The sequence below is a fragment of the Streptomyces sp. NPDC050619 genome (genome assembly GCF_040654815.1).
Lineage (GTDB): Bacteria > Actinomycetota > Actinomycetes > Streptomycetales > Streptomycetaceae > Streptomyces.
Window position 1 is genome coordinate 1 of the sequence record NZ_JBFAIR010000004.1, and the last position, 20,508, is coordinate 20,508.

The 20,508-nt window shown below is 70.5% G+C and carries 19 protein-coding genes and 1 pseudogene; 10 read left to right on the plus strand and 10 right to left on the minus strand.

Annotated elements, in window-relative coordinates; translation table 11 throughout:
- The 4 genes and pseudogenes from AB0I77_RS08335 to AB0I77_RS08350 form a co-directional block, all read right to left on the minus strand.
- Positions 1 to 371: pseudogene (locus AB0I77_RS08335) on the minus strand (DNA-directed RNA polymerase subunit alpha); the annotation flags it as partial.
- 314 nt (positions 372 to 685) lie between these two features.
- Positions 686 to 1,714 carry an SPFH domain-containing protein gene (locus AB0I77_RS08340; RefSeq protein WP_363281610.1) on the minus strand — a complete coding sequence of 343 codons (1,029 nt, stop codon included), beginning with the start codon at positions 1,712 to 1,714 and terminating at the stop codon, positions 686 to 688.
- 4 nt (positions 1,715 to 1,718) lie between these two features.
- Complete coding sequence (locus tag AB0I77_RS08345; protein WP_363281611.1) at positions 1,719 to 2,150, minus strand: NfeD family protein; 432 nt, start codon at positions 2,148 to 2,150, stop codon at positions 1,719 to 1,721.
- A gap of 150 nt (positions 2,151 to 2,300) precedes the next feature.
- Positions 2,301 to 2,849 carry a DM13 domain-containing protein gene (locus AB0I77_RS08350; protein WP_363281612.1) on the minus strand — a complete coding sequence of 183 codons (549 nt, stop codon included), beginning with the start codon at positions 2,847 to 2,849 and terminating at the stop codon, positions 2,301 to 2,303.
- A gap of 200 nt (positions 2,850 to 3,049) precedes the next feature.
- On the opposite strand from AB0I77_RS08350, the gene AB0I77_RS08355 reads away from it, so the two are divergent.
- Complete coding sequence (locus AB0I77_RS08355; RefSeq protein ID WP_363281613.1) at positions 3,050 to 3,655, plus strand: gamma carbonic anhydrase family protein; 606 nt, start codon at positions 3,050 to 3,052, stop codon at positions 3,653 to 3,655.
- A 122-nt stretch (positions 3,656 to 3,777) separates the two neighbouring features.
- Here the strand turns inward: AB0I77_RS08355 and AB0I77_RS08360 are convergent, their stop codons facing one another.
- From AB0I77_RS08360 to AB0I77_RS08370, 3 genes are all read right to left on the minus strand, one after another.
- Complete coding sequence (locus AB0I77_RS08360; protein ID WP_363281614.1) at positions 3,778 to 4,755, minus strand: DMT family transporter; 978 nt, start codon at positions 4,753 to 4,755, stop codon at positions 3,778 to 3,780.
- 61 nt (positions 4,756 to 4,816) lie between these two features.
- Positions 4,817 to 4,972, minus strand: a complete 156-nt coding sequence (locus AB0I77_RS08365; RefSeq protein WP_363281615.1) for a hypothetical protein — start codon at positions 4,970 to 4,972, stop codon at positions 4,817 to 4,819.
- Between the two features lie 307 nt (positions 4,973 to 5,279).
- Positions 5,280 to 6,149 carry a universal stress protein gene (locus AB0I77_RS08370; RefSeq protein WP_363281616.1) on the minus strand — a complete coding sequence of 290 codons (870 nt, stop codon included), beginning with the start codon at positions 6,147 to 6,149 and terminating at the stop codon, positions 5,280 to 5,282.
- Positions 6,150 to 6,374: 225 nt separating this feature from the next.
- Here AB0I77_RS08370 and AB0I77_RS08375 point away from each other — a divergent pair, with 225 nt between their 5' ends.
- On the plus strand, positions 6,375 to 6,764 hold the full coding sequence (locus AB0I77_RS08375; RefSeq protein ID WP_363281617.1) for a DUF2267 domain-containing protein: 390 nt from the start codon (positions 6,375 to 6,377) through the stop codon (positions 6,762 to 6,764).
- Positions 6,765 to 6,827: 63 nt separating this feature from the next.
- On the opposite strand, the gene polX is transcribed toward AB0I77_RS08375, so the two are convergent.
- From polX to AB0I77_RS08390, 3 genes are all read right to left on the minus strand, one after another.
- Entirely contained in the window at positions 6,828 to 8,606 is a 1,779-nt protein-coding gene (polX, locus tag AB0I77_RS08380) for a DNA polymerase/3'-5' exonuclease PolX (RefSeq protein WP_363281618.1), read from the minus strand.
- A gap of 79 nt (positions 8,607 to 8,685) precedes the next feature.
- Complete coding sequence (locus AB0I77_RS08385) at positions 8,686 to 9,792, minus strand: acyltransferase (protein WP_363281619.1); 1,107 nt, start codon at positions 9,790 to 9,792, stop codon at positions 8,686 to 8,688.
- Positions 9,793 to 10,075: 283 nt separating this feature from the next.
- The gene (locus AB0I77_RS08390; RefSeq protein ID WP_363281620.1) at positions 10,076 to 10,882 is read right to left on the minus strand and encodes a DeoR/GlpR family DNA-binding transcription regulator; all 807 of its coding nucleotides are present in this window, start codon (positions 10,880 to 10,882) and stop codon (positions 10,076 to 10,078) included.
- A gap of 308 nt (positions 10,883 to 11,190) precedes the next feature.
- Between AB0I77_RS08390 and AB0I77_RS08395 the strand changes: the two genes are divergently transcribed.
- The 8 genes from AB0I77_RS08395 to AB0I77_RS08430 all read left to right on the plus strand — a co-directional run bounded on the left by AB0I77_RS08395 (position 11,191) and on the right by AB0I77_RS08430 (position 20,508).
- Positions 11,191 to 12,258: a sugar ABC transporter substrate-binding protein gene (locus tag AB0I77_RS08395; RefSeq protein WP_363281621.1), complete on the plus strand. Its 1,068-nt coding sequence runs from the start codon at positions 11,191 to 11,193 to the stop codon at positions 12,256 to 12,258.
- A 52-nt stretch (positions 12,259 to 12,310) separates the two neighbouring features.
- Positions 12,311 to 13,174: an ATP-binding cassette domain-containing protein gene (locus AB0I77_RS08400; RefSeq protein ID WP_363281622.1), complete on the plus strand. Its 864-nt coding sequence runs from the start codon at positions 12,311 to 12,313 to the stop codon at positions 13,172 to 13,174.
- 122 nt (positions 13,175 to 13,296) lie between these two features.
- On the plus strand, positions 13,297 to 14,421 hold the full coding sequence (locus tag AB0I77_RS08405; RefSeq protein ID WP_363282056.1) for a sugar ABC transporter permease: 1,125 nt from the start codon (positions 13,297 to 13,299) through the stop codon (positions 14,419 to 14,421).
- A gap of 5 nt (positions 14,422 to 14,426) precedes the next feature.
- Positions 14,427 to 15,920 (plus strand): FGGY-family carbohydrate kinase, encoded by a 1,494-nt coding sequence (locus AB0I77_RS08410; RefSeq protein WP_363281623.1) that lies wholly within the window; start codon positions 14,427 to 14,429, stop codon positions 15,918 to 15,920.
- Positions 15,917 to 17,404, plus strand: coding sequence for an FGGY family carbohydrate kinase (locus AB0I77_RS08415; RefSeq protein WP_363281624.1), 1,488 nt, complete (start codon positions 15,917 to 15,919; stop codon positions 17,402 to 17,404). Before AB0I77_RS08410 ends, AB0I77_RS08415 begins: the two co-directional genes overlap by 4 nt.
- On the plus strand, positions 17,401 to 18,024 hold the full coding sequence (locus AB0I77_RS08420) for a histidine phosphatase family protein (RefSeq protein ID WP_363281625.1): 624 nt from the start codon (positions 17,401 to 17,403) through the stop codon (positions 18,022 to 18,024). The genes AB0I77_RS08415 and AB0I77_RS08420 overlap by 4 nt, the downstream gene beginning before the upstream one ends.
- Positions 18,021 to 19,055 (plus strand): 2-hydroxyacid dehydrogenase, encoded by a 1,035-nt coding sequence (locus AB0I77_RS08425; RefSeq protein ID WP_363281626.1) that lies wholly within the window; start codon positions 18,021 to 18,023, stop codon positions 19,053 to 19,055. Before AB0I77_RS08420 ends, AB0I77_RS08425 begins: the two co-directional genes overlap by 4 nt.
- Before the next feature lie 223 nt (positions 19,056 to 19,278).
- Positions 19,279 to 20,508, plus strand: a complete 1,230-nt coding sequence (locus AB0I77_RS08430) for a SpoIIE family protein phosphatase (RefSeq protein WP_363281627.1) — start codon at positions 19,279 to 19,281, stop codon at positions 20,506 to 20,508.

A 20,508-nucleotide genomic window follows, 5' to 3' on the forward strand; every position in this document is an offset into this window, starting at 1 on the left:
ACGAGATCGGGGTTGTGCACCTCGACACCGGCCGGGGGCGCGATGTCGGCGGCGGTGACCAGACCCGGACCCTGCTTGCGCAGGTACATCACGACGGGCTCGTCCTGCTCGCTGGATACCACCAGCTGCTTGATGTTGAGGATCAGGTCGGTGACGTCCTCCTTGACGCCCGGCACGGTGGTGAACTCGTGCAGAACGCCGTCGACACGGATGGACGTGACCGCCGCACCCGGAATCGAGGAGAGGAGCGTACGACGCAGGGAGTTGCCGAGGGTGTAACCGAAGCCCGGCTCCAGCGGCTCGATCACGAACCGGGACCGGAACTCGTCGACGACCTCTTCGGTCAGGGAAGGACGCTGAGCAATCAGCACGGGGTGTTGCCTCCAGTGTGTGGCGCTCGCTGTGTGACGCCGTAGACACCACGAAGGGTACGGGCGATGTGGAGTGGGAGCCCGACGATCCCTTCGGTGGCAAACACAGCGCGGGTCACCACGGACGCTTGTCGCTCCGGGGTAGCCCTCGCGGGCTGAACGGGTTGGGCGGTGGCTGCCGCCGATTTCGCCGCTCAGTCTTTCATGGATCGGGGGACGCCTCCTCGGTCATCGCCCTGGACGCCGTCGAAACCAGGTACGCCCAGCGCGGGCCCAGGCCTGTTCTGGAGCACCGTCGTCCCGCCGCGTCGGCGTCAGCGAGGCGGCAGGGAATCGGGAGTTTTGCCCTCGGCCTTGGCCGCGTCGGCGAGGGCCGCGGCGGCGGCTTCCTCGGCCTCGGCCTTGTCGCTGGCGGCCTGGGCGACCATGTCGTCCGAGGGCTTCTCGCGGGTGGCCGGCGACTGGGGCAGCACCTCGGTGAAGGCGCGGGACATCCCCTGGAGCGCGGAGGTGATCTCGCTGGGGATCACCCAGAAGTTGTTGCCGGAGCCCTGCGCGAGTTGGGGCAGCGTCTGGAGGTACTGGTAGGCGAGCAGCTTGGGGTCGGGATCATTGCGATGTACGGCCTGGAAGACCTCGTCGATGGCCCGGGACTGGCCCTCGGCCGTGAGGATCGCAGCGGTCCGGTTGCCCTCCGCGCGCAGGACAGCGGCCTGTTTGTCGCCCTCGGCGGTGAGGATCTGCGACTGGCGTTGCCCCTCGGCGCCGAGAATCGCGGCCCGCTTGTCCCGTTCGGCTCGCATCTGCTTCTGCATCGCGTCCTTGATGGACTGCGGAGGGTCGATGGCCTTGATCTCCACCCGGTTGACCCTCAGGCCCCACTTTCCGGTGGCCTCGTCCAGCACTCCACGCAGCTGGCTGTTGATGGTGTCGCGTGAGGTGAGTGTCTTTTCCAGGTCCATGGATCCCACGACGTTGCGCAAGGTGGTGACGGTGAGCTGCTCGACCGCCTGAAGGAAACTCGCGATCTCGTAGAAAGCCGCTCGGGGGTCGGTGACCTGGAAGTACAGAACGGTGTCGATCTCGACCACCAGATTGTCCTCGGTGATGACCGGCTGCGGTTTGAAGGAAACGACCTGTTCCCGCAGATCTATCACCGGATGAACGCGGTCGATGAAAGGGATCACGAGGCTGAGGCCCGGATTCAGGGTCCGGTGATAGCGGCCGAGCCGCTCGACATTACGAGCGCGTGCCTGGGGCACGATACGGACCGCCCGCACCACGGTGAAAACCGCGATCAGCGCGACGATCAGGCCGGCAATGAGGAACGCCGAGGTTTCCATGGTTTCAGTCCCGGGGGTAGACGATCGCGGTGGCGCCGCTGATCTCCATGACATCGACAGTCGTTCCGGCAGGAATCACCAGCGTGTCGTCGTACGCGCGAGCCGTCCATTCCTCGCCGTCGATACGGACCCTGCCGCCCAGGCCCGTCACCTCTGAGACGACATAGGCACCCTTGCCGACCAGCGCGTCCACGCCGAACCGCTCCGCTTGAGGCCCAAGGACGTGGCGCAGCGCAATGGGGCGCACGAACAGCACGGTGACTGTGGCGACGACGGTGAACACCAGGAATTGCAACGGCACTGGCAGCCCGACCGCGGCCGATCCCGCCGTGACCAACGCGGCCGCACTCAGCATTCCGAGCGCAGCGGTAAGGGTAAAGATCTCCGCCACAGCCAGAACGGCTGCGATGATCAACCAGATCAGCCATGGATCCATTGCGTGCCTCTTCTGACCGGGCGGGCGCGGAAGAGCCTGACTCCCACCATTGCACCCCGATACGGGACAGCCGCGATACCCCCGGGAAAGGAAATCCTGCCGCCGCACAGCCCGGCTACGCCGTACCCGACGAGTTCGTCGCCCCGACCGTCACACCCGGGCGAGCTCGGCGGCGCCGAACGATACGTCGAAACGGTCGCACCAGATACTCACGCTGCCGTAGCCCGACGGATCCACATCAGTGGGCAGGACGTAGTTCTGGCTTCCCTTGTTGCCCTTCAGCTTGCCCAGGCTGACGTACTTCCCGTCGTCGAAGACCTGCCACCCGGCCTTCCCCTGCTTCACCGGTGCGTCGGTCAGCCAGACGCGCAGGTCCGGCCCGTTGCTGGTGTCGAGGTTCTCCAGCCGGACGACGTGGGAGCCGTCGGCCAGCCGTACGAGCTTCACCGTGCCCGAGGTCGCGTGCTCGTGGCTGATCAGCTCACCACTCGCCAGCGTCCGCGGACCGGTGGCCGGGGTGGGCGCCGCGGCAGGCGGAGCGGAGCTCTGCACGACCCCGGGCAGGGCTTCTTGGACGGTCTCGTCCTGCCACAGCTTCCACGGCTGGAACCAGTACAGCCCGAAGCCGACTCCGCCGACCGCCGCCACCAGCACCGCGATGGCCAATGGCCCGGTCAGTGTCTTTCGCACCTGCCCCATCCCCGCTCGCCTCCTGAGAGTTTCCCGTTGCTCCTCCATTCAACGGAGGCCGGCGGCCATCCCGCACCCCGCAACCGATGACGGAATCCTTACGTCGCACCGTCGCACCGTCGCACCGTCGCGCCGTCGCGCCGTCGCGCCGTCTCCCGTGCGGGGTACCCGGCCGCACGCGACGGGGATGGAGCGGGAAGGAGCTCGGCATGCTGATCGAACACCGCGGGCAACGACCGGTCGTCCCGGAATCCGCCTATGTCGCACCCTCCGCCACCGTCTGTGGCGCGGTCGTGCTCGGCGACAGTGTCCGTGTGCTGCACGGCGCCGTGCTGACCGCCGAGGACGGGGAGGTCCGTATCGGCGTGAACACGGTCGTGATGGAGCACGCGCTCGTCCGCGGGCGGGCCCGGCACCCGGCGGTGATCGGGGACGCCGTGCTGCTCGGACCGCACACCCACGTCAACGGAGCGACGGTCGAGGACGAGGTCTTCGTCGCGACCGGCGCCTCGCTGTTCCCGGGCTCGGTCGCCGGCACGGGAGCCGAGCTGCGGGTCAACAGCGTGCTGCACACCAATTCGAAGCTCGCGCCCGGCGCGGTGGTGCCGATCGGCTGGATCGCGGCGGGCGACCCGGCACAGCTGTTCGCCCCCGAACAGCACGACGAACTCTGGGACGTCCAGCGGAGGCTGGACTTCCCGGGCACGGTGTACGGAGTCCCCCGCGACACGCCGATGCGCGACATCATGGCCCGGCAGAGCGCCTACTACGGCGTCCACCGGGACGACCGCGTGCTCGGCGGCGACAGCACGTAGCGAGACGGCGTCGCTCGCGTTCGACAAGCCCTCCGAGGGCGTCTGGCTCAACGACCACTACGGCCTCCTGGTCGACCTCGGCCTCGGCCTCGCGACTGACGACTGACGACTGATGTCACGTGTCACGGCTGTCCGCGACGGTCAGCGCGCCGACCGCCGTCATCGCGGTTCCCGGACGCGCCGCCCGTCCTCGCGCCGCCCGTCGTCGCGGCATAGGCGCTGAGCAGGGTCAGTGCGCAGCCGAGCCACTGTGCGGGCGTCGGCCGCTCGTCCAGTACCACGGCCCCCAGGGCCAGCGCGCCGACCGGAGTGAGCAGCAGCATGACCGCGCCGATGTGGCTGGGCAGCCGGGGCGAGTTGACGGCCACCAGCAGCCAGCCGACGATCTGGCTGCTCAGCGCCACCACGGCCAGCCAGCCCAGGGTCCGCCAGGACGGCGTGAGGTCGAGGGCGCCCCAGGCGGCGCCGCCCAGCGCGGAGACGACGGTCGACACGCAGATCACCAGCGTGTACGTGGTGCGCACGTGGCCCTGGAAGCCGCCGCGGCGCAGCAGGAACAGGAAGCCGGAGTAGCTCAGGGCCGCCAGCACCGCGTGCACCGTGCCCGCCGTGGGGTCGCTGCCGCTCGCGCCCTTCTCGAACAGGCCGCCGGTCAGCACCACGCCCGCGATCAGCACCGGCAGCCACAGCAGGAAGCGGCGTGGCACGCGCTCGCGGTCCACCGCCCAGGCGAGGAACGGCACCAGCACCACCTGCACATTGACCAGCACGGTGGACAGTCCCGCCCCCACCTCGGTGATCGACTTCGCCCACAGCAGCATGTCCCCGGCGAACAGCGCCCCGCCGGCCAGTCCGTAGAGCGCCTGCCGTCGAGGGGGCCGGCCCTCGCGGCGGTACTCCGGCACGGCCAGCAGCACCAGGGCAGGGACGGCCAGCAGGCAGCGGTACGCCGAGGCCGTGCCCGCGCCGGCGCCGGACAGGTCGATGCAGACCGGCGACACGGACAGCGCGAGCGCACCGCCCGCCTGACCCCAGCGGGGGTCGACCGGGGGCCGGCGGGCCGCACGCCGACGATCGGGGGAGGTTTCCGTACGTGCCACGGAGCGGACTCCTCACCACGGGTGCGCGGACGGGCCCGGTACCCGTGCGGCGGGTGCCGGGTCAGCGAATCCGTTCGCCGTCGACCTCGACGTGGACCTTGTCGCCGTAGAAGCAGCTGTGCTCGGCGGCGGCGAGCGCTTCCGGCATCGGGTGCGGCAGGCTCCAGGCGGCGTCCTGCACCCGGCCGCCGCCGGCGACTAGTGCCCCGGCAGGCAACGTTTGCCGCGAACGGCAGGTAGTAACGCACCGGCAGCCCCGTCTCGAACAGCAGCTTCGGACGACGGGTCTCGGCGGACCGCTGCCGAGCGTCAAAGTCATCGTCGCCTCCCGGACGCGGACATTTGGACGGACATTTGGACGGACGTGTGGAGCGGACATTTGGCTACGAGTGTCTGCGTCGGCGTTCGCGGCCGACGCGTCCGCACCGTGTGCGCGGTACCCGCGAGGCCCGGCCCTACACCGGCCCGCCCGGTGGGGCCGCCGCACCAGCACATCCGCGTGCGGAAGGCCCCCGCCTCACTGGCTAACCCACGGGCACGACGGCGACGGGGCAGGCGGCGTGGTGCAGGACGGCGTGCACCACTGTCCCCAGGTGCAGCCCGAGCCGGCCCTCGGCGGGGTGCCGCGGCAGCACCAGCAGGCCGGCCCGGGTCGACGCCTCCACCAGGGCGGCGGCGGGCGAATCGACGATCAGCTCGGTGTCCACGTGGACCTTCGGATACTCGAGGATGGGGCGGGCGACGTGGTTCAACAGCTGGGCGTGGGCCTGCCGCTCCTCGTCCACGTCGCTGACCTGCGGCATCGCGAGGCCGGTGGATACGAGCGGCGTCCAGGCGTGGACCAGACGCACGCCGGTCTGTCGTAGCTCGGCCTCGGCGAGGGCGAACCGTACGGCCTCCTCGTCCCGTTCGTCGCGTACGCCGACCACGACGGGGTCGCCTGGCGCTGTCCCCGTGTCTCCGCGCACCACGACGACCGGCCGGTCGGCGTGGGCGGCCGCCTTCCGGCTCACCGAGCCCAGCAGCAGTCCGGCGAAGCCGCCGCGCCCACGGGTGCCGACCACGATCACGTCGGCGGTCCGTGCCGCGGTCAGGAGGGCCTCGGCCGGATCGTCCCGCGCGAGTTCGGTCTCGATCCGCACGCCGGGATGGGCGGGGCCGAGCCGGGCCAGCGCGTCGTCGAGCACGCCCAGGGCCGCCTCCAGGGCTCGGTCGGTGAGGCCCACCCCCGCCGTCTCGCCGTAGGCGGTGTCCACGCCACGGCCGACGGAATGGACGACCTTCAACGCACAGCCGCGCAGCTCCGCCTCGGTGACCGCCCAGTCCGCCGCGAGCCAGGAGGGCGGGGTGTCGTCGAAACCGACGAGTACGAAGCCACGGCCGCCGCCGGTCACGATGCCTCCCTGAGCGGGCGCTCTCTGAGCTGCATGGGTGCTCCTTCCTGACCAGGGCGTCGCACGTACGGTCGCCGCGTCCGCCCGGGTACCCGGCGGCCTGCCGCCGACACGGTGTGCCCGCCCGGGTTCGCCGTTTTACGGTCCGGCGGACGGGCACTCGGCGCCTTGGACAGCTGTGGCTGCGGGAACCGTGGTGGCGTGCGGACGACAGCAGGAGGGCACGTGAAGCTGGACGAGTTCCTGGCCCGGGTCCGCGAGCGCGGGGAGTACCGCAGCCGGGAGGAAGCCGAGCACGTCAGTACGGCGGTCCTGTGGGCCCTCGCCACCCGGATCACCCCGGAAGAGGCCGACGACCTGGCGGCTCAGCTGCCCGCCCCGCTGGACGAGGCCCTGCACCTGGAGCGAGGGCGCCCCGAGTCCTTCGGGCGGGAGGAGTTCCTGCGGCGGGTGGCCGGTCAGACCGGTGCCCGGCCGCGTACCGCGGAGTGGGACGCGAGCGCCGTGCTGTCCACCGTCGCCGACGCGGTCTCCGGCGGGCAGGTCAACCATCTGCTCTCCCAGCTGCCGACCCGCTACGCGGAGCTGTTCGGCAGGCCAGGCCTGAGCGCCTGAGCACAGTGACCGCAGGCTGTCGCGTCCTGACCGGTTCAAGCACTCCGCTTCGACCGCGCCCGGTCACCCCGCGGGGCGCCGCTCCCCCCGCCCCTTGCGAAGGAAGCGCCGCAGCCGCGCCTGTGGCCAGGTGTTGATCACGTCCTCCTTGGTGAGCCAGCCTCGCTGCGCGGTCGCCACGCCGTAGCGCATGTTGGCCAGGTGGATGGTGGAGTGGGCGTCGCTGTCGATGGCGAACTTCACCCCGTGCCGCCTGGCCCGCAGGATGTCCTCGTCGCCCAGGTCGAGCCGGTCCGGATGGGCGTTGACCTCCAGGGCCGTGCCGGTGCGCGCGCAGGCCGCGAAGAGCGCGTCGAGGTCGGCGTCGATGCCCGGGCGCTTGCCGATGACGCGGGTGGTGGGGTGGCCGATGACGTTGACGTACGGGTGCTCGCAGGCCCGCAGGAGCCGGCGGGTCAGCGCCTCGCGTCCCTGGCTGAAGTGCGAGTGCACCGAGGCCACGCACAGGTCGAAGCCGGCCAGGAACTCCTCGGGCCAGTCCACGTCGCCGTCGGGGTCGATGTTCAGCTCCACGCCGTGCAGCAGCCGCATGCCGCCGCCCTTGCCGCCGTTGCCCCGCTTGCCGTGCTTCCCGTACGCGCCGTCGAGTTCCCGTACGCGCTCACGCTGGGCGAGCATCCGCTCGTCGGTCATCCGCTGCATGTACAGGTTCGGTGCGTGGTCGGTGATCGCGTAGTAGGCGTACCCGCGCTCGGCGGCCCCGGCGACCATCTCCTCCAGCGGGGCGAGGCCGTCTGTGAGGTCGGTGTGCGTGTGCAGGTCGCCCCGGATGTCCGCCTCCGTCACCAGGTCGGGCAGCTCGTCGTGCAGCCCGGCCTCGATCTCTCCGCGGTCCTCGCGCAGGGTCGGCGGGATCCATGGCAGGCCGAGCCGGGCGTACACGTCCTCCTCCGTCTCGGAGACGATCTTCTTCCCGCTCTCGACGTCGAACAGCCCGTACTCGGAGAGCTTGAGCCCCTGGTGCACGGCCAGCGTCCGGGTGCGGATGTTGTGCGCCTTCGAACCGGTGAAGTACTGCAACGCCGCTCCCCACGAGTCCGGCGGTACGACGCGCAGATCGACCGCCAGGCCCTTGGCGGTGCGGATCGATGTCTTGGCCCGGCCGTGCGCGATGACCTCCGTGGTGTACGGCAGCTCGGTGAACGCCCGCATGACCGGCTCCGACTCCTGAGCCGCGACGAGGACGTCGATGTCGCCGATCGTCTCGCGGACCCGGCGCAGCGACCCGGCGTACATGCACCGCCGGCAGCCGGTGACCCGGGACAGGTCGGAGACGATGTCCTCGGCGAGCTCCATGGCGACGTCGACCAGGACCCGGTCCCCGGAGGACTGAAGCAGTTCGATGCCGTGGAGGATGTTCTCCTCCGTCTTGGGCCCGAAGCCCTTCAGGTCGCGCAGCCGCTCCTCGTGGATGGCGTCGGCCAGCTCGTCCACCGTGGAGATGCCCAGCTCTTCGTAGAGCGTCAGGGCCTTCTTCGGGCCGAGCGTGGGGATGCTCGTCAGCCGCCGGACACCGGCGGGGATTCTCGCCCGCAGTTCCTCGATCGCGGACACGCTGCCGCCGCGGAAGTACTCGACGACCTTCTCGGCGATCGACTTGCCGACCCCGGGGATCTCCTGGAGGCCCTTGACATCGAGCGTGGAGACATCGGCATGGTGGCCGCCGATCGCCCGGGCGGCCTTCTCGTAGACGCGTGACCTGAACGCGTCTCCTCCGGTGATCGAGATCAGGTCCGCGTATTCCTGGAACAGCGCGGCGACCTCGTCGTTGGACCGAGCCATGTCTCCAGGGTAGGCACCGGCGAAGACGCCACCCAAGTGCTCCGCCGGGGCGCAGCCGCGCCGCGTCAGGTGCCGCTGGTCACGGGGCAGGCGAACCCGCCGCGGCGACCGCGGGCCCCTTCCGGCGTCCGCGGAACCGTTCGCGTCGCAGCAGGGGCCGTTCGACGAGGACGTACGAGGCGAAGGCCACCGCGACCGTCACCACGACACCGGCGGGGAGCAGCCGTCGGCCGCCCTCCACGCCGAGGTCGGAGAGCAGCCGGATGACGGGGTAGTGCCACAGGTACATCCCGTAGCTGAGATTGCGGCCGACCCAGGCCAGCGCGGACACGGACAGCAGGCGGGAGGGCCATGACTGCGGGCACAGATCCAGAGCGGCCACCACCGTGGCCGACAAGACGGCGGCGGCCAGGAATCCGACCGTGTACCAGACGGGGTTCCAGCGGCTCGGCTCGGTGATCGGGATCTGCCAGGCGATCAGCCCCAGCAGCGCGAGCGCGGGCCAGCACAGCCGCCCCGCCCATCGGCGCAGCAGCTCCAGCCGGGGATCGTCGGCGCGCAGCCGGGCCAGGACGACGGCCAGCAGAGCGCCGACGAGGAGCTGGTCGGCGCGGGTGTCGGGGCCGTTGTAGATGCGGTGCGCCGCCGTGGGGTCCCACAGCGCCATCCGCCACAGCACCGGCAGGACGCACAGCGCCGCGACCCAGCCCAGCACCGACCGTGCCGTCGTCTTCCGCAGCAGCACCAGCAGCAGGAGCGGCCAGGCCAGATAGAACTGCTCCTCCACCCCCAGGGACCAGGTATGGCTGAGCGGCGCGGTGAGGTCCGAGTACGGCCCGGCCTCCCCCGCCCGTACGAGGTTGACCACCGAGGCCGCGGCCAGCGCCGCCGCCGCCCACGCCCCGTCGAACAGCGGCAGCGGGAGCGCCACGGCCAGCAGGGCGGTGACCGCGCACATCACGAGCATGGCCGGGACGAGCCGCACCCACCGCCGCCGGTAGAACGACCCCAGGCCGATGCCACCGGTGCGGGCGTACTCGGCGACCAGCAGCCGGGTGATGACGAAACCGCTGAGCGTGAAGAAGACGTCCACGGCGATGGAGCCTCCGGGCAACGGATCCGGCTCCACGTGATAGACGATCACCAACATCACGGCGACCGTCCGCAATCCGTCCAGCCCCGCCACCCGCCCACCACGCAGTGCCGACGAAAAGCCCCGCCCGCCACGTCTGGGCCGCTGCGCCGACGAGGGGACGAGAAGCGCCGCCGCTCGCCCGCCCGGACTCTGCTCCGTGGCCTCTACCGTGCTCGAGTGGGGGGTGCTCATAACGGCGGCGCCTGCCCAGGCGCACAAAGATCACACCAACTCTTATGCGCCCCACAGGTTTCAGCGCCGTTTTCCGGCCGCCGAAGCACGGAGGAGGCCGACCTGATCTCACTCCGGCCCGGCTGTCACTCCGGGCCGAGCGTCACTCCGGCTCCGCGACGAGGACTTCCACCCCGCCGGCCTGCAACGTGTCGAGCTCTGACGCCGAGATGCCGGCGTCGACGATGACGAGGTCGAAGGCGGTGACGGGTGCGAGCTGGTAGAGGCCGCGGCGCTGGAACTTGGTGTGGTCGACCAGCAGGATCTTGCGGTCGCAGGCTTCCATCAGGGCTCGTTTCACCCCCACCGTCTCCTGGGACTGGTGGTAGCAGTGGCCGCGGGTGATGGCGGTCGTCGAGGCGAACAGCGTGTCGGCGCGCAGGCTGTTGACCGCGTCGATGGTCCGGATGCCGAGGAACGCGTCGTAGGCGGGGTAGTACGCGCCGCCGAGTGAGATGAGCTCGATTCCCGGACTGCCGGCGAGCACCTGGATCACGGGTACGAAGTTGGTGATGACCGTCAGCGGTGCGCGCTGCGAGAGGAGTCCGGCGAGCGCCAGGGCGGTGGTGCTGTCGTCGACGATGAGGGACTGCCCGGGCTTGACGAGGCCGAGTGCGGCACGGGCGAGTGCGCTCTTCGTCGGGGCCATGGACTGGGTGCGGTGCCGGATGTCGCCGTGGAACGCCGTCGACGGTTGTGCGGTCGCCCCGCCGCGGACTTTTCTCAGCCACCCCTTGCCTTGCAGGTAGTCGAGGTCGCGACGGATGGTCATCGGCGTCACGCCCAGTTCGTCGGCGAGCCGCTCGATGCGGACGAAGCCTTCGTCGACGACGCGGCTCTTGATCCGCTCCCGCCTCGCGCGCGGCCCACGCCCGCCCTCGTCGGTGGCCGGATCTTTGCCTTCCTTCATGGAGGAGCCCCCTGTTCTCTTTCTGTTAACAGAACACATACAGGCCGTATCAGGCCTTCGTCCCGTCCGTGCGCGCCCTCCACCTGCGACAAGCGCGTTACACCCCGTTTTCTGGCGTGCTCCCCGAAGGAGCATGCCACACCGATGTTCGACCCTGCCGCGAGAGTGAACAGCCAGATTGATCAAACGATCAAGCCAGGGTGTTCAGTTCTCGGGATCCGTTGACACATACGAACGCCGCGAGTTTCTTGTGCGTTACGTCGTGGCGGCCGACCGGTGGCCACACGGTCCGGAGCAAGGAGTGGAACATGAGAAAACTGGCCAGCGGGGCCCTCACCGGCATCCTCGCCCTGGGCGCTCTCACCGCGTGCGCTCAGGAACCGAGTGCCGGGAGTGACGGGGAGGACGGAGGGTCGGGCAAGGTCGCGTTCCTCATGCCCGACCTGGCCTCCACCCGCTACGAGCAGTACGACGCTCCGCTGTTCAAGAAGCGTATGGCCAAGCTGTGCCCCAAGTGCGAGGTGCTCTACCAGAACGCCAACGGTGACGCCTCGCTCCAGCAGCAGCAGGCGAACTCCGCGATGGCCCAGGGTGCCAAGGTGATCGTGATCGACCCGGTGGACTCGGCCGGGGCGGCCACGATCGTGCAGACGGCGCAGTCCCAGGGCGTCAAGGTGGTCGCCTACGACCGTCCCATCCCGGACAAGCCCGCGGACTTCTACGTGTCGTTCGACAACGAGGCGATCGGCGAGTCCATCGCCCAGTCGCTGGTCGATCATCTGAAGGAGACCAAGGCCAAGGGCGGTGTGCTTCAGATCAACGGGTCTCCCACCGACGCCGCCGCCGGACTGATCAAGAAGGGCATCCACAAGGGACTCGACGACAGCGGGTTCAAGCTGCTTGCCGAGTACGACACGCCGGGCTGGTCGCCGGAGAAGGCCCAGCAGTGGGCGAGCGGGCAGATCTCCCAGTACCGCGGCAGGATCGCCGGCGTGGTGGCGGCCAACGACGGCACCGGCGGCGGAGCGATCGCGGCCTTCAAGGCCGCGGATGTGAAGGTCCCGCCGATCACCGGCAACGACGCGGAGCTGGCAGCGATCCAGCGCGTCATCGCCGGCGATCAGTACAACACCATCTCCAAGCCGATCAAGATCGTCGCCGAGGCGGCCGCGGAGGTCGCCGACCAGTTGCTGAAGGGTGAGAAGCCCAAGGCCGCCACCACGCTGTTCAACACTCCCTCGCAGCTGTTCAAGCCGACCGTCGTGACCCAGAAGAACCTCAAGCAGGTCATCTTCGGCCCCGATGCGGTGCTCAAGGTGAAGGACGTGTGCACGGCGCAGTACGCCGCCGGCTGCGGACGCCTGGGCATCCAGTAGCCGTCCGAAGTCTCTGAAGAACGTCTGAGGTCTCTGAGGAAAGAGGGTCACGATGACAGGCACCGCGGTTACCGGTGCGGGCACGGACACCGTGTTGTCACTGCGGGGGATCAGCAAGAACTTCGGCGCGGTCGCCGCGCTGACCGATATCGAACTCGACGTCGCCGCCGGTGAGGTGGTCGCCGTCGTCGGGGACAACGGCGCCGGCAAGTCCACCCTGGTGAAGATCCTGTCCGGGGTGTACACGCCGGACGCGGGAGAGATCTTCGTTCACGGCGAGAAGGTGTCTCTCGGGTCACCGGCCCTTGCCCATGCGAGGGGAATCGCCACGGTCTTCCAGGACCTCGCCCTGTGCGAGAACCTCGACGTCAAGGCGAATCTGTTCCTGGGCCAGGAAATCCGGCCGTGGATGCTGGACGACGTCGCCATGGAGAAGCGTTCCTGGCAGCTGCTGCGACAGCTGTCGGCGAAGATCCCCACCCTCGATGTCCCGGTGGCCGCCCTCTCGGGCGGCCAGCGGCAGACGGTCGCCATCGCCCGCTCTCTGCTGAGCGACCCGAAGATCGTCCTGCTCGACGAGCCGACGGCCGCCCTGGGCGTCGCGCAGACGGCCGAGGTCCTCAACCTGGTCGAGCGGCTCAAGCAGAACGGGCTCGGCGTGGTGATGATCAGCCACAACATGGAGGACGTCCGGGCGGTCGCCGACCGCGTGACGGTGCTGAGGCTGGGCCGCAACAACGGTGTGTTCAACGCCCAGGACGTCTCCTCCGAAGAGATCATCGCCGCGATCACCGGCGCGACCGACAACGTGGTCTCGCGGCGAGCCGCGGGCCGGGCGACTTCCTCGAAAGAGACATCCCCGCAGATGACTTCCCCGCAGGTGACTTCCCCGCAGGAAGAGAAGGAAGAGCTGTGACCATCACCGAAAACTCGGCGGCAACGGCCACCGATCTCCAGGACGAGCGTCTCGTGACGCCGCAGGGCATCGCCGACAGCATCAGGGCCACGATCCGCCGCGTCCGGGGCGGGGACCTGGGCATGCTGCCGGTCGTCGGCGGCATCGTGGTGATCTGGACGATCTTCCAGTTGCTCAATCCGACCTTCCTGTCCAGCACCAACCTGGTGAACCTGTCCTTCGACATGGTCCCGGTGGGCGTCCTCGCGCTGGGCATCGTGTGCGTCCTGCTGGTCGGCCAGATCGACCTCTCCGTGGGATCGGTGAGCGGTGTGTCGGCGGCGATCACGGCCGTCGTCATGGTCAAGAACGAACAGTCGATGTGGCTGGCGCTCCTCGCGGCGGTGGCCGCCGGCTGCCTGATCGGCTGGCTCTACGGCCAGGTACTCAACCGCGTGGGCGTGCCCAGCTTCGTGGTCACCCTGGGCGGGCTGCTGGCCTTCCTCGGCGTCCAGCTGTGGCTGCTGCGCGGCGAGAACGCGATCAACCTGCCGTACGACTCCACCCTGGTGAAGTTCGCGCAGCTGTGGTTCGTCCCCGCCTGGTTGGCCTACGCGCTGGCGGTGGTGGCCGCGGGCGGGGTCCTGACCGCCGGGTGGGTGCGGGCCCGGACCCGCCGCGACGCCGGGCTGTCGTCCTCGTCGCCGCAGTGGCTTGTCATGCGGGCCCTTCTGCTGCTGGCCGGGCTGCTGCTCGCGGTCTACTACCTGAACCGCACCCGCGGTGTCGCCTGGATGTTCGTCTTCTTCGTCGGGCTGGTGCTGGTGATGAACTACGTGCTCACCCGCACCAAGTTCGGACGGTCGCTCTACGCGGTCGGCGGCAATGCCGAGGCGTCCCGCAGGGCCGGCATCAACGTGCGGCGGGTCTACACCTCGGCGTTCGTCATGTGTTCCGCCCTGGCCGCGGTCGGCGGCATCCTGGCCGCGTCACGACTGGCCGCGGCGAACCAGAGCACCGGCACCGGAGACGTCAACCTCAACGCCATCGCCGCGGCGGTGATCGGCGGGACCAGCCTGTTCGGGGGCCGCGGCTCGGCCATCGCCGCCCTGCTCGGAGTCCTGGTCATCCAGTCGATCTCCAGCGGTCTCACGCTGCTGAACCTCGACTCCTCCTACCGGTTCATCATCACCGGCGCGGTCCTGCTCATCGCCGTGGGCCTGGACTCCGTCGCCCGGCGCTCGCGCCAGGCACACGGGCGGGGGTGACGCCAGTGACCGCCATCGCCATCGACGCGGGCACCACCACCATCAAGGCGGTCGGATACGCCGACGACGGGAAGGAACTGGCGGTGAGCCGGCGGCCGACCCAGGTGACGCGACCGGGTCCCGGGTGGGCCGAGCAGGACATGTCCGAGGTCTGGGCCGCGGTCGCCGCCGCCGTACGGGAAGTCGTCGCCGCGCTCCCCGACGCACCCGACATGGTCGCCGTCACCGCACAGGGCGACGGCGCCTGGCTGGTCGACGGACAGGGGCGTCCCACCGGACCCGCCGTGCTGTGGAACGACGGACGAGCCGCGGCCCAGGTCACGGCGTGGGAGCGCGACGGGGTGGCGCGGGAGGCGTTCCGGATCAGCGGGTCGCGGGTGTCCACCGGGATGCCCAACGCCGTGCTGTCCTGGCTGCGCGAGAACGACCCCGACCGGGTGGCCCGATCGAGCCGTCTGCTGACCTGCGGCGGCTGGCTCCACCTGAAGCTGACGGGTGAGCCCGCCGTCGACGAGTCGGACGCCTCGGCACCGTTCATGGACATCAGGCGGCGCGACTGGTCCGACCAGTTGTTCGAGCTCTACGGCCTTCAGTGGGCCCGGCGACTCCTGCCCGAGCTGCGCGACGACGACCACCGCGTCACCACGATCAGCACCTCGGCCGCCGCGGAGACCGGCCTGCCCGCGGGGATCCCGGTGGTGCTGGCGCCGTACGACATCTGCGCCACCGCCATCGGCGCCGGCGCGGTGACCGCGGGACAGGCGTGCTGCATCCTGGGCACCACCCTGGCCACGGAGGTCATCACGGACACGGTGGTCACCGACGAACCGGTGGGCATCACCGTGACGCTCGGCGTCCCCGGTCGCTACCTTCGCGCCTTCCCCACCATGAGCGGCGGCGACGTCCTGGACTGGGGGGCGGGGCTGCTCGGACTGACCTCGGTCACCGATCTGATGGACCTGGCGGCGCGGGGCAGGCGCGATACAGCCGGCGTGCGGTTCGTCCCGTACCTCTCCCCTGCCGGAGAGCGCGCCCCGTTCTTCGATCCCACCGCGCGCGGCTCCCTGTCCGGCCTGTCCCTGGAAGCCGGCCGCGAGGACGTGGCCCGTGCGCTGGTGGAGGGAGTCACCATGACCATCCGCGACTGCCTGGCCGCGGCCCCGGGCTCCCCCGACCGGCTGGCGCTCTGCGGCGGCGGCACCAGAAGCGACTACTGGATGCGGCTGATCGCCGATGTGACCGGCCTTCCCGTGACCATTCCCGCCTCCGCGGAGGTCGGGGCCCGCGGCGCCTGGCTGACCGGTCTGGTCGCCACCGGCCGTGAGCCGGACTTCGAGACCGCCGCCGCCCGGCACGTGGAGGTCGCCGCCACCTACCAGCCCGATCCGGACGCGTTCGCGCACTTCAGCGACCGGTACGCCGACTTCCTGCGGCTGCGGGAGCTGAACCGGCCGCTGTGGACACGCGACGCGTCTTCGACGAGCGGAGCCGACGCATGACCGCCATCGGAAGCGATGCCTGGCTGGGCATCGACCTGGGGACTCAGGGCGTACGCGTGGTCGTCGCCGCGTCCGACGGCACTGTGCTGGGCGAGGGCTCGTGCCCGCTGACCAGCCGCCGGGAGGGCGATCGCCATGAACAGCACCCCGAGCAGTGGTGGCGCGCCGTCCTCACGGCGATCGACCTGGCACGCGCGGCGGGTGCCGACCTGCGCCGGGTCCGGGGGGTGGCCGTGGACGCGACCTCCGGCACCATCACCATGCTGGACCGCCGTGGCCTGTGTGTGACACCGGCACTGATGTACGACGACGGGCGCGCCGCGGCGGAGGCTGAACAGGTCAACGCCGCCGGGGAGCAGCAGTGGGCGAAGGCCGGCTACCAGCGGATGCAGCGGTCCTGGGCTCTGCCCAAGCTGCGCTGGCTGCTCGACCGCTATCCCCACGCCGCTGAGAACGGCTGGCGACTGGCACATCAGAACGACGTCATCAACGGCAAGCTCGTCGGGCACGAGGTCCCCACCGACACCAGCAACGCGCTCAAGACCGGCGCCGACGCCGCACAGGTGACCTGGCCCGAGCCCGTGATCGCCGCCTTGGACATCCCCCGCGCGATCCTGCCCGACCTGGTGCTGCCCGGCACGGTCATCGGTCAGGTCTGCGCCGCGGCCGCCGCCGAGACCGGGCTCAGCGAAGGCACCGCCGTCGTCGCCGGAATGACCGACGGCTGCGCGGCGCAACTGGGCTCCGGCGCGACCGCCGTCGGCAGCTGGAACTCGGTCATGGGCACCACCCTGGTCCTCAAGGGCGTCACCAAAGACCTCGTCCATGATCCGCACGGGGTCGTCTACTCCCACCGGTCACCCTCCGGCCACTGGCTGCCCGGCGGAGCCTCCAGTGTCGGAGCCGGCCTGGTCGCCCGCGAATTCGCGGACGCCGACCTGGACCAGCTCACCCGCGAGGCGGCGGCACTGCTGCCCACCGACCTGTTGCGCTATCCCCTGGTCTCCCCGGGCGAACGGTTCCCCTTCATCGCCCCGGACGCCCGCGCGTTCGGCAGCCGCGAACCGACCACCCGCGCGGAGTCCTTCGCGGCACTGATACAGGGCGCCGCCTACGTCGAACGGCTCTGCTTCGACTACGTGGACCTGCTCGGTGCCCCCACCGACGGAGCGGTCGTCCTCACCGGCGGGGCCACCCGCAACCCCCTGTGGAACCAGTTGCGGGCCGATGTGCTGCGACGCCCGGTGACCCTTCCGCGCAACGCGCAACCGGCGCTCGGCATGGCGGTGCTGGCCGCATCGAGCCGTGCGCCGCTGGACAGCGTCGCCGCCGCGATGGTGCGACTCGACCGGACCATCGAGCCACGTCGTTCCGAGAAGAACCCGCACGAAGAGGGCTACCTCCGGCTGCTCGATCTGCTTGTCCAACGCGGCTGGCTCCCCGGCGTCGTCGCGACCCACGCACGAGAAAGGACGGCGCCTTGAGCCTCCATGTCATCTTCGTCCGACACGGGGAGACCCTGTGGCACGCCGAGAACCGGTACGCCGGCAGCACCGACGTCGCGCTCACCGAGCGCGGCCACGCACAGTCACGCGCGCTCGCGGACTGGGCTGAGCAGGCGGACCTGACCGCGATCTTCGCCTCCCCGCTGACGCGCTCACAAGAGACCGCACGCGAGAGCGCGGTGCGCGCCGGGCTGCCGGTGAGCGTGGACGAACGGCTGCGCGAGCTCGACTTCGGCATCGCCGAGGGCCTCACGCGCGCGGAGATGCAGCAGCGGTTTCCCGACCACCTCGCGGCCTTCCACTCCGACCCGGTGACGAACCACTTCCCCAAGGGGGAGAACCCCGTCGAGGCCGGCGACCGCTATCTGAAGTTCCTCACCGACCTCCAGGCCGATCACCGCGAAGGCCGCATCCTCGTCGTGGGCCACTCCACCGCGATCCGGCTCGCGCTCTGCCGCCTGCTCGGCCTCCCCTTGCGCGAGTACCGCCGGACCTTCCCTTTCCTGGCCAACTGCGCCCTGAACGAAGTAGTCCTGAGTGACGGCGGGCCGTCGCTGCTGACCCTGAACCGCCCTGTGACCCCAGGAGAACTCAAGTGACCACCATCCTCGCCGCCGGTGACCACTTCGTCCTCAATTCCCTGCTCATCGACAGCCTCCGGCCGGCCGCACCCGGCGCGACCTTCCGAGAACTCACCCTGCCCTGGCCGGTCGAGCCCTTCGGGGAGGTGGCCGAGGTACGGGAGGCGTCCGGCACCGAGGAGCAGCTCATCGAGGCTCTGAGCGGAGTGGACATCTGCGTCACCCAGATGGCTCCGCTCACCGAGCGGATCCTGAAGGCCTGCCCCGAGCTGCGCCTGTTCTGCGTCAGCCGCGGCGGCCCCGTCAACGCCAACCTGGAGGCGGCCACCCGGCACGGCGTCGCGGTCTCCTTCGCCCCCGGGCGCAACGCCACCGCCACCGCCGAGCACACGGTCGCCCTCATGATGGCCGCGGCCCGACGCGTCCCGGCCACCCACGCGGACCTCGCCGGGGGCACCTGGCGAGGTGACTACTACATGTTCGACAAGGTCGGGCCGGAGCTCGAGGGCGGCACCGTCGGCATCGTGGGATACGGCGCCATCGGGTCCCGGGTCGCCCGGATCCTGCGGGGATTCGGCGCGCACGTGCTCGTCGCCGACCCCTTCGTCACTGCGGACGACGTGTCACCGGCCGAGGTCACCGACCTCGCGGACCTCATGCGGCGTTCCAGCTTCGTCACCGTCCATGCCCGCGCGACCGCGGAAACCGAGGGCTTGATCTCCAGGAAGCTGATCGACCTGATGCCCGCGGGCGGCGTACTGGTCAACTGTGCCCGCGGGTCTCTCGTCGACTACGACGCCGTGTGCGACGCCCTGGACGCCGGGAGGCTCTTCGGCGCGGCCTTCGACGTCTTCCCCCGCGAGCCGATCCCCGCCACCTCGCGCCTGCTGACGACCCCCAACCTCGTCATGACGCCGCATCTGGCCGGCGCCAGCAAGCAGACCGCCCTCAACGCCGCCTCCATCGTGGCCTCGGAAGTGGCCAGATTCCTGGCGGGCCGGCCACTCGCGCACTGCGCGAATCCCGAGGTGCCGGCCCCACCCCACTGAGTTGCCCGCCGCGCCCGGTCACACGGTCAGGTGCATCAGGTCGTCGCCCAGGAGCATCCGGCCCGGCCGGCCTGGTCATCTGGCTCTAAGGTGTCGCGCCTCCACCAGCGCCTCCTCACAACCGGTGACGACGCGGTGCGCGAGCCCCGTAGCCTGTGCGCTCCTATCGTGGAACGGCACAGGAAAACGGCACAGTGACACTCGGCACCGAGGCAGGCAGCACATGAGGAAACCGCTGATCGACTATGCCGCGGTCTTCCGGGCCCTGCCCGGCATGGTGGCGCTGCTCACCCCCGACCTGGTGTACGTCGACGCCAACGAGGACTTCCTGCGGCTTGCGGGGCGCACCCGCGAGCAGCTGCTCGGCCGCTACATCTTCGACGTCTTCCCCGAGAACCCGAACGATCCGGCCGCGGCCGGCATGCGGGAGACCCGGGAGTCGATGCTGCGGGTGGTGGCCTCCGGCGAGCGCGACACCATGGCGCTGCTCCGCTACGACATCGAGGATCCCCAGCGGCCCGGCCACTGGCAGGAACACTATTGGAGCCCGGTCAACGCACCCGTCCTCGGCCCCGACGGGAAGGTGGCGCTGGTCGTGCACCGGGTGGAGGAGGTCACCGAACTCATCAGGGCCCGCGGCGGCCCCGGCGGCGACAGACAGGCCCGCGTGCTGGAGGCGGAGCTCTACACCCGCGCCCGCGAACTACAGGAGGTCAACGAACGGCTGCGGGCGGCGCACGACCGGGAACGCGAGGTCGCCCTGACCCTTCAGGCGGCGATGCTGCCGGCCCCCAGACCCCTCGGGCACCACCAGGCAGCCGTGCGCTACCGGCCCGCCGTCGGCGCCCTGCACGTGTGCGGCGACTGGTACGACCTGGCCGACCTGCCCGGCAAGAGCCTCGCGGTCGCCGTCGGCGACGTCGTCGGCCACGGCCTGGCGGCCGCCTGCGCCATGGGGCAGCTGCGCAGCGCCCTGAGCGCGGCCTGCCGCGTCGCCGACGGCCCGGCCCAGGCCCTGGAGGTTCTCGGCCGGTACGCCCGCTCCGTCGACGGCGCCGAGTCGACCACCGTCGTGACGACCTTCATCGACTGGGCCGACCACTCCATCACCTACAGCTGCGCCGGCCACCCGCCACCCGCCCTGCTCCACCCCGACGGCACCGTGACCTTCCTCGACCAGGCCACCGACCCGCCGCTCGGCGCCCGGCCCGAACACGTCCGCCGCCCCCAGGCCCGCACATCCTTCGGCAAGGGCGCCACCCTCGTCCTGTACACGGACGGCCTGATCGAACGCCGCACCGAGGACATCGACACCGGCCTGGCCCGCCTCGCCGACTCCCTCACCCTCCACCAGCGGTCCGCCCCCGAGGATCTGGCCGACGCCCTCCTGGCCGACCTCCTGCCCCCCACCGGCAACACCGACGACACCGCCCTGGTGGTCATCCGGCTGTGA

Bases quoted from the DNA above. Each gene is read 5' to 3' on its own strand.
- AB0I77_RS08390 (WP_363281620.1), bottom strand. From the start codon at position 10,882: ATGAAGGAAGGCAAAGATCCGGCCACCGACGAGGGCGGGCGTGGGCCG.
- AB0I77_RS08400 (WP_363281622.1), top strand. From the start codon at position 12,311: ATGACAGGCACCGCGGTTACCGGTGCGGGCACGGACACCGTGTTGTCA.
- polX (WP_363281618.1), bottom strand. From the start codon at position 8,606: ATGGCTCGGTCCAACGACGAGGTCGCCGCGCTGTTCCAGGAATACGCG.
- AB0I77_RS08340 (WP_363281610.1), bottom strand. From the start codon at position 1,714: ATGGAAACCTCGGCGTTCCTCATTGCCGGCCTGATCGTCGCGCTGATC.
- AB0I77_RS08405 (WP_363282056.1), top strand. From the start codon at position 13,297: ATGCTGCCGGTCGTCGGCGGCATCGTGGTGATCTGGACGATCTTCCAG.
- AB0I77_RS08350 (WP_363281612.1), bottom strand. From the start codon at position 2,849: ATGGGGCAGGTGCGAAAGACACTGACCGGGCCATTGGCCATCGCGGTG.
- AB0I77_RS08345 (WP_363281611.1), bottom strand. From the start codon at position 2,150: ATGGATCCATGGCTGATCTGGTTGATCATCGCAGCCGTTCTGGCTGTG.
- AB0I77_RS08430 (WP_363281627.1), top strand. From the start codon at position 19,279: ATGAGGAAACCGCTGATCGACTATGCCGCGGTCTTCCGGGCCCTGCCC.
- AB0I77_RS08355 (WP_363281613.1), top strand. From the start codon at position 3,050: ATGCTGATCGAACACCGCGGGCAACGACCGGTCGTCCCGGAATCCGCC.
- AB0I77_RS08395 (WP_363281621.1), top strand. From the start codon at position 11,191: ATGAGAAAACTGGCCAGCGGGGCCCTCACCGGCATCCTCGCCCTGGGC.
- AB0I77_RS08415 (WP_363281624.1), top strand. From the start codon at position 15,917: ATGACCGCCATCGGAAGCGATGCCTGGCTGGGCATCGACCTGGGGACT.